7 protein-coding genes and 2 tRNA genes are annotated in these 6705 nt (G+C 54.2%); 2 read left to right on the top strand and 7 right to left on the bottom strand.

What is annotated here, in order from left to right; all coding sequences use genetic code 11:
- Positions 1-3: 3 nt before the first annotated feature.
- The 4 genes from NR195_RS19625 to ilvL all read right to left on the bottom strand — a co-directional run bounded on the left by NR195_RS19625 (position 4) and on the right by ilvL (position 3101).
- Positions 4-933 carry a branched-chain amino acid transaminase gene (locus tag NR195_RS19625; RefSeq protein WP_010253558.1) on the bottom strand — a complete coding sequence of 310 codons (930 nt, stop codon included), beginning with the start codon at positions 931-933 and terminating at the stop codon, positions 4-6.
- Positions 934-951: 18 nt separating this feature from the next.
- Positions 952-1209: an acetolactate synthase 2 small subunit gene (ilvM, locus tag NR195_RS19630; protein WP_008926359.1), complete on the bottom strand. Its 258-nt coding sequence runs from the start codon at positions 1207-1209 to the stop codon at positions 952-954.
- Positions 1206-2852: an acetolactate synthase 2 catalytic subunit gene (gene ilvG / locus NR195_RS19635; RefSeq protein ID WP_033780904.1), complete on the bottom strand. Its 1647-nt coding sequence runs from the start codon at positions 2850-2852 to the stop codon at positions 1206-1208. Before ilvG ends, ilvM begins: the two co-directional genes overlap by 4 nt.
- 150 nt (positions 2853-3002) lie before the next feature.
- On the bottom strand, positions 3003-3101 hold the full coding sequence (ilvL, locus tag NR195_RS19640; RefSeq protein WP_072101316.1) for an ilv operon leader peptide: 99 nt from the start codon (positions 3099-3101) through the stop codon (positions 3003-3005).
- 330 nt (positions 3102-3431) lie between these two features.
- Between ilvL and NR195_RS19645 the strand changes: the two genes are divergently transcribed.
- Complete coding sequence (locus NR195_RS19645) at positions 3432-4952, top strand: YifB family Mg chelatase-like AAA ATPase (RefSeq protein WP_256844841.1); 1521 nt, start codon at positions 3432-3434, stop codon at positions 4950-4952.
- Between the two features lie 25 nt (positions 4953-4977).
- Here the strand turns inward: NR195_RS19645 and NR195_RS19650 are convergent, their stop codons facing one another.
- Entirely contained in the window at positions 4978-5316 is a 339-nt protein-coding gene (locus NR195_RS19650; protein ID WP_010253568.1) for a DUF413 domain-containing protein, read from the bottom strand.
- Between the two features lie 120 nt (positions 5317-5436).
- Between NR195_RS19650 and hdfR the strand changes: the two genes are divergently transcribed.
- Entirely contained in the window at positions 5437-6270 is an 834-nt protein-coding gene (gene hdfR, locus NR195_RS19655; RefSeq protein ID WP_010253571.1) for an HTH-type transcriptional regulator HdfR, read from the top strand.
- A gap of 118 nt (positions 6271-6388) precedes the next feature.
- On the opposite strand, the gene NR195_RS19660 is transcribed toward hdfR, so the two are convergent.
- Both NR195_RS19660 and NR195_RS19665 read right to left on the bottom strand, forming a co-directional pair.
- Positions 6389-6464, bottom strand: a tRNA-Trp gene (locus NR195_RS19660).
- 7 nt (positions 6465-6471) lie between these two features.
- Positions 6472-6548, bottom strand: a tRNA-Asp gene (locus NR195_RS19665).
- Positions 6549-6705 lie beyond the last annotated feature (157 nt).

Genomic DNA, 6705 nt, shown 5'->3' on the forward strand with positions numbered 1-6705 from the left:
TGATTATGGGTTAACCGGATCTAACCAGCCCCATTTGTCTTCGGTTTCGCCGGTGAACAGGCCAAAGAAGGCCTCCTGGATGCGTTTGGTCACCGGGCCACGTTTGCCTTCGCCGACCTGAATGCGGTCAACGCTGCGCACCGGTGTAATTTCTGCCGCGGTGCCAGACATAAAGACTTCGTCAGCCAGATAGAGAGATTCACGCGACAGGGTCTGCTCACGCACTTCAATGCCCATATCGCGCGCCAGCGTGATGATGGCATCGCGGGTGATGCCCGGCAGTGCTGAAGAGGTAAATGGCGGGGTAAAGAGCACGCCATCTTTAACTTCAAACAGGTTTTCGCCTGCACCTTCTGAGATCAGGCCATTAGTATCCAGCGCAATCCCTTCCTGATAGCCGTGACGACGGGCTTCGCTGCCCACCAGCAGTGAAGAGAGGTAGTTACCGCCCGCTTTAGCGGCGGTTGGCAGGGTATTCGGTGCTACGCGGTTCCATGAGGAGACCATGGCATCGATGCCGTTCTCCAGGGCTTCAGCGCCCAGGTATGCGCCCCACGGGAACGCCGCAATGATCACGTCGGTGGTGAAGCCGTCTGGCGGGTTCACGCCCAGGCCCACATCGCCGACAAAGGCCAGCGGACGGATATAAGCACTTTTCAGTTTGTTCACGCGGATGACTTCGCGGCACGCTTCCATCAGCTCATCAACGCTGCTTTTAATCGGGAAGCGATAGATTTTGGCGGAGTCGTGCAGACGTTGCATGTGTTCGCGATGGCGGAACACAACCGGTCCTTTGTGAGAGTCGTAGCAGCGCACGCCTTCAAATACCGACGTACCGTAGTGTAACGCGTGGGACATGACGCTGACCTTCGCCTCTTCCCACTTAACCATCTCGCCATTGAACCAAATAAAGTCTGCTTTCTTCGTGCTCATTGTTATTCCCTCTCGCGGCTAAGCGCGGATTTGTTGTGTTGTCTGTTGTTGAATCTGAACGCATGCAACGTCGATCAATTTGCTTAACTGCGAAGACAGTAAATCGACGGAACGCTGACTGGCAACGGTCATTTCAATATTAATGTTTTCTGCGTTGGCGACTGAGGCCATGTTCATAGAACAGACCTGAAAACCGCGGTGACGCACTACGCGTAAAATGCGCTCCAATATTTCAGGGCGGAAACGGGCTTCGATAGACAATTGATGCTGGTTCATACAGTTTTCTCCATCATGTTTGCATTGCTGGCACCCGGCGGTACCAGTGGCCAGACGTTTTCATGCTCATCAATTGCAACATGCAGGAAGTAAGGACCTTCGCTGTTCAGCAGAGCATCAAGGGCGGCGTCGACCTGATCTTTACGGGTAATGCGCTGGCCGGGAATATTGAAAGCGCTGGCCAGCGTGAGGAAGTCGGGGTTGTCGGACAAATTGGTTTCACTGTAGCGGCCATCGAAAAACAGCTGCTGCCACTGACGCACCATGCCCAGACGCTGGTTATCCAGCAGCACGATTTTGACCGGCAGCTTGCCGCGCTTGATGGTGCCCAGCTCCTGGATGTTCATCATGATGGAGCCATCGCCCGAGACACAGATAACCGTATCTTCCGGGCGTGCAACCTGCGCACCGATGGCAGCGGGTAAACCAAAGCCCATGGTGCCTAAGCCGCTGGAGGTGATGAAGTTCTCTGGCGCGCTGAATGCCATGTGTTGCGCCGTCCACATCTGGTGCTGACCGACGTCGGTGGTCACTACGGTATTGGCCGGTTTGCGATCGGAAAGCTGCTTCAGCAACAGCGGTGCATAGATCGCTTCGCCCGGATGGTCGTAGCGCCATGGGTGACTGGCCTTAAGCACTTTCATCTCATCGCGCCAGGCGTTGATATGCAGAGGCTGACTCAGGGCGGGCAGCAGTTCGTTGAGATCACCCTGCAGAGAGACGTGTGCACGACGTAATTTGTTTAACTCAGCGGGATCGATATCGAGATGAATCACGCTGGCATGGGGGGCAAAGGTGTCCAGCTTGCCGGTCACGCGGTCATCGAAACGGGCACCGACCGCAATCAGTAAGTCACAACTCTGCACCGCCAGGTTGGCAGCTTTAGTACCGTGCATCCCCAGCATGCCGAGATACACCTCGCTGTGGGGGTCTACGCTGCCCAGCCCCTTTAAGGTGGCCACTGCCGGGATGCCGGTCTCTTCTGCCAGCGCGCGCAGTGCCGGAACAGCCTGTGCCAGGCCAACGCCTCCACCAACATAGAGCATTGGTTTTCTGGCCTGCGCCATCAGTGCGCGTGCTTCCTGAATCGCCTGATGCGGCAGCGCGCTTCCCTCTTCTACCGGAACCAGATGCGGGGCAGGTTCTCCCTGCGCAATCTGAATATCTTTAGGAATGTCCACCAGTACCGGACCCGGACGGCCCGACTGCGCCAGCGCAAAGGCTTCTGCCATGATGGCAGGCAGCTCATCTAACGATTCGACCAGGAAGCTGTGTTTGGTGCAGGCCAGCGATAAGCCCAGCACGTCGATTTCCTGAAAGGCGTCGGTGCCGATGAAGGCCGAGGTGACCTGACCGGTTACTGCCACCACCGGAACCGAATCCATCATGGCATCTGCCAGGCCGGTAATCAGGTTTGTCGCGCCAGGGCCAGAGGTGGCGATACAGACGCCGGTTTTGCCGGTTGAGCGCGCATAACCGATCGCCGCCATCACAGCGCCCTGCTCGTGACGACACAGTAGGTGTTCCACGCCGCCGTCGTAGAGCGCGTCGTAAACCGGCATGATTGCGCCGCCAGGGTAACCGAATACGGTATCAACACCCTGCGCGCGTAAAGCCTGAACTACCCACTGTGCACCTGTCATCGCTATTCTCCTGTGTCCTGACCGGAACAACAGAATTTTATGCTACTGTTCATTGTTTGTTCCTTGTGGATTTACTGATATTTCCTCTGGTCGAAAAAAAACCCCCGGACCTTTCGGTGCGGGGGTTTTTTCGGATTCGAGGCTTGATTTCTAAGCCTTTCTTTCTCCAAGCGTTGCCCCGCACGGTAGGTTAATAACCACCACCACGCTAATCACGACCAGGCTAATCACTTGTAGAAGGGCTTTCATGTGTTGTTCAATTCTTTCGCTTGTTCGAAGTAATGCCTACAGAGTTATCATAGTCAGGGGGCATGACACAACTTTTTTTACAGACTTTTTTTAGCGCCTGGCGCTAAATCGCGGTCTATCAATTTGTAATACAAGAAATAATTACATGATGATAATTATTCATCACTTTACTGACGTAATAATTTTTTGGTGAATTTGCGCGCAGACACGCAGCGTTTTAACAGGTTGTGAAAAAACTTCTGATAGGTTGTGCAATGACCCGAATAGTGCTGATGATGCCCTGGCTTTCCTTTGATGCTGTCACCAGACTGACGGTAACAAGGAGCGAGTATGTCATTGTCAAAAGTTCTGACCCGGGCAGCGCTGGGAGTGGAAGCCCCGCTGGTGACCATCGAGGCACACATCAGTAACGGACTGCCTGCGTTAACGCTGGTGGGGCTGCCTGAAACCACGGTGAAAGAGGCGCGTGAGCGGGTACGCAGCGCCATTATCAACAGCGGTTTTGCCTTCCCGGCAAAACGCGTCACCATCAATCTGGCACCCGCAGATTTACCCAAAGAGGGCGGGCGGTATGACTTACCCATGGCGATTGCCATTCTGGTGGCCTCTGAGCAGCTTCCTGCCGACAAGCTGACGCACTATGAGTTTCTGGGTGAGCTGGCACTCGACGGTGCACTGTGCGGTGTACAGGGCGCGATTCCAGCGGCCATGGTAGCCATTCAGGCTGGACGACAGCTGGTCCTCTCCGCTGAGAATCAGTGTGATGCCGGGCTAATCCGTCAGGGCTCGTCGCTGGTTGCCTCTCACCTCAGCGAAGTGTGCGCCTTTCTGCGCAATGAACTCACACTACCGACAGCCCAATATCCTGAGCATCAGGGCGATGCACCTGCTGACGATCTCGCTGATATCATTGGTCAGGAACAGGGACGCAGAGCACTGGAGATCACTGCGGCTGGCGGGCACAACCTGTTGCTGATCGGGCCCCCTGGCACCGGTAAAACCATGCTCGCTACCCGGTTGCCCGGCATCATGCCCTCCTTAAGCGATCAGGAAGCACTGGAGTGCGCGGCAATCGCCAGCCTGGTGAACAGCAATACCCTGCACCGACAGTGGCGCACCCGGCCTTTCAGGTCACCTCACCACAGCGCCTCTCTCTATGCTCTGATTGGCGGCGGCTCACTGCCACGGCCCGGTGAGATCTCCCTGGCGCATAACGGCGTGCTGTTTCTGGATGAATTACCGGAATTTGATCGCAAGGTGCTGGACTCCCTGCGCGAACCATTAGAGTCGGGCGTCATCGCTATTTCACGCGCTCGGGCAAAAGTTACCTACCCGGCCCGGTTTCAGCTGATTGCTGCGATGAATCCAAGCCCAACCGGACACTATCAGGGACAGCATAACCGCTGCTCACCGCAGCAGGTGCTGCGTTATCTCAGTAAGCTATCCGGCCCCTTTCTTGATCGTTTTGATCTTTCGCTGGAGGTGCCGCTACTCCCCAGCGGCATGCTCAGCGGTCAGCGCACCAAAGCGGAAGCATCTGAGCAGGTTCGTCATCGGGTGGTCGCGGCGCGTGACATTCAGCTGACCCGTGCAGGAAAAATAAATGCGCATTTAAACAATGCAGAGATTATGCGCTGGTGTCAGCCTGCTAAAGAGGATGCGGAGTGGCTGGAGTCAGTGCTGGAGAAACTGGGTTTATCTGTACGGGCATGGCAGCGGATTTTAAAAGTGGCGCGTACCCTGGCCGATCTGGCTGGGGAAACAGACATCACCCGGCATCATCTGCAGGAAGCGGTCAGCTATCGCACGATAGATCGATTAATGATCCATCTGCATAACAGCCTGCAATAAAAAAGGGGCTTTCGCCCCTTCTCTGTTAATCGTCGCTGTCGGTGAAGTCTTCAACGGTGTCCATCTGCGGTTTACCGCCAGACAGCGTATGAAAACGTTTAGGACGCTTAATGCGGGTCATATACTTAGACCATACACGTTCAGCTTCCGTTTGCGGCTCACGCACGCCACGACACACTTCAATAAACAAACGTTCTTCTTCGGTTGCAGGCTCACGCTTTGATAAATCCAGCTCATTAAAGGCAAAACCGTGGCGTTCAAGAAGCTGAGCTTCTTTAATAGTAAAGTCACCGTGGCGTGAGAAACCACGCGGGTAATGTTTGTTATCAAAGAAACGATTCTCTGTTGAGAAGCTTTCCGCCATGTTACACGCTCCTGATTTTCTAATGCCGTGCTGTTAATGGCGCGGAGTATTAGATAGGCTTGACAGAGTGTAAAACAAAACATTTAAATCTATACGACAAACATTTTTTGGGAGAACGCTGTGGATACGGAATTACTGAAAACTTTCCTGGAAGTGAGCAGAACTCGCCATTTCGGGCGTGCTGCAGAAGCACTTTACCTCACGCAATCTGCTGTCAGTTTTCGCATCCGTCAGTTAGAGAATCAGCTTGGCGTTAACCTTTTTACACGGCATCGCAATAACATACGTCTGACGGCGGCCGGAGAGCGACTGCTCCCCTATGCTGAAAGCCTGATGAGCACCTGGATGATGGCGAAGAAGGAGGTTTCTCACACTCAGCAGCACCATGAGCTTTCAATAGGTGCCAGTGCATCACTATGGGAGGCTTATCTGACGCCATGGCTACAGACGCTCTACGAGAATCGGGAGAGCCTGCACTTAGAAGCGCGCGTGGCACAACGACATCTGCTGGTTAAGCAACTCCATGAGCGCCAGCTGGATCTGTTGATCACCACTGAAGCACCTAAGATGGATGAGTTAACCAGTCAGCAGATTGGTCATATTTCACTGGCGCTTTTCTGCGCCCGGCAGAGCGAGAAGCGTGAAAAATATGATTATATCAAGCTGGAATGGGGAGCAGATTTTCATCAGCATCAGAGCTATCTCTCCGGGGCTGATGATGTACCGGTACTGACCACCACGTCGGCACATGTCACCCGTGAACTGCTACATACCACCGGAGCGTGCGCATTTCTGCCGGACTTCTGGCAGAGTGTGTACAGTGAGTTGATGGTGATTCCGGATACGCCCGTCGCCGTTCGTCCGCTCTATGCTGTCTGGTTGCAGAACAGCGATCAGCAGGCACATATCCGTCAGTTGCTTAAATTCCCGATTCTGGTCAGGCAAAACAGCTGAATTTGCAGGCAGGACAGTAAGCAGAGAAGATCAGAGGCCAGTTAGATTTAGCTGGTTTTTCTTTTTTGCTTTTTTAAAGGCAAAAAAAAATCCTTTGCCGAAGCAAAGGATCGTTTTCTGGCAGGGGCGGAGGGACTCGAACCCCCAACACCCGGTTTTGGAGACCGGTGCTCTACCAATTGAACTACGCCCCTAATAGGGTGGCGGAACGGACGGGGCTCGAACCCGCGACCCCCTGCGTGACAGGCAGGTATTCTAACCAACTGAACTACCGCTCCACCGATTCTTTCACAGCTGTCAGCAACTGGCTGATGGCCGTCTGTTCCTGTTATTTTCCTTGTCAGGGGAAAAGGAACGAATTTGATGCCTGGCAGTTCCCTACTCTCGCATGGGGAGACCCCACACTACCATCGGCGCTACGGCGTTTCACTTCTG

The organism is Pantoea sp. Ft-CA_14 (assembly GCF_024520875.1).
Lineage (GTDB): Bacteria > Pseudomonadota > Gammaproteobacteria > Enterobacterales > Enterobacteriaceae > Pantoea > Pantoea agglomerans.

What these genes read in the sequence shown, in the direction of transcription:
- NR195_RS19625 (WP_010253558.1), bottom strand. Translation starts at nt 933, where the DNA reads ATGAGCACGAAGAAAGCAGACTTTATTTGGTTCAATGGCGAGATGGTT.
- ilvM (WP_008926359.1), bottom strand. Translation starts at nt 1,209, where the DNA reads ATGAACCAGCATCAATTGTCTATCGAAGCCCGTTTCCGCCCTGAAATA.
- ilvG (WP_033780904.1), bottom strand. Translation starts at nt 2,852, where the DNA reads ATGACAGGTGCACAGTGGGTAGTTCAGGCTTTACGCGCGCAGGGTGTT.
- ilvL (WP_072101316.1), bottom strand. Translation starts at nt 3,101, where the DNA reads ATGAAAGCCCTTCTACAAGTGATTAGCCTGGTCGTGATTAGCGTGGTG.
- NR195_RS19645 (WP_256844841.1), top strand. Translation starts at nt 3,432, where the DNA reads ATGTCATTGTCAAAAGTTCTGACCCGGGCAGCGCTGGGAGTGGAAGCC.
- NR195_RS19650 (WP_010253568.1), bottom strand. Translation starts at nt 5,316, where the DNA reads ATGGCGGAAAGCTTCTCAACAGAGAATCGTTTCTTTGATAACAAACAT.